Below are 528 nucleotides of genomic sequence, written 5' to 3'. Positions count from 1 at the left end.
GTGTACATAATTCCGGATGGCTACGTGACCCGGGTGATTTACTTTTTCAGGATACTGCCTTGATTGCCGGACTTGAAGTCTATGTAAAAGACATCCTTGCGACCTTTAAAAAGGATAAACGCATTGTGCTGTGGGATTTGTACAACGAGCCGGGCAACAGCGGTTACGGCGACAAAAGTCTTCCACTATTGCAACAGGTTTTTACATGGGGAAGGACAGTCAATCCCTCTCAGCCGCTTTCTGCCGGTTATTGGCACGGCAGTTTGACCAATTTGAACACGTATCAGTTGGAAAACTCCGATGTCATCACTTACCACACGTATGAATCCGTGGAAGCGCATCTCGCTCTCATCAACAAACTCAAGCAATACGGTCGTCCGATGATTTGTACCGAATATATGGCGCGTCCCAAAAGTACTTTTCAAACGATTATGCCGCTGTTGAAAGCGGAAAATATCGGGGCTATCAACTGGGGTTTGGTTGCCGGAAAGACCAATACCATTTTTGGGTGGGATACTCCCCTGCCGG

Annotated in this window: 1 protein-coding gene; it reads left to right on the top strand. The window is 47.3% G+C overall.

The window, feature by feature from the left end; genetic code table 11:
* On the top strand, window positions 1-528 hold a 528-nt coding region (locus tag ASC50_RS03825), incomplete at both ends, for a cellulase family glycosylhydrolase (RefSeq protein ID WP_158648386.1).

It is taken from the genome of Candidatus Symbiothrix dinenymphae, from assembly GCF_001431085.1.
Note: the sequence above shows the minus strand (reverse complement) of the source record. Positions and strands in the feature narration are given on the sequence as shown.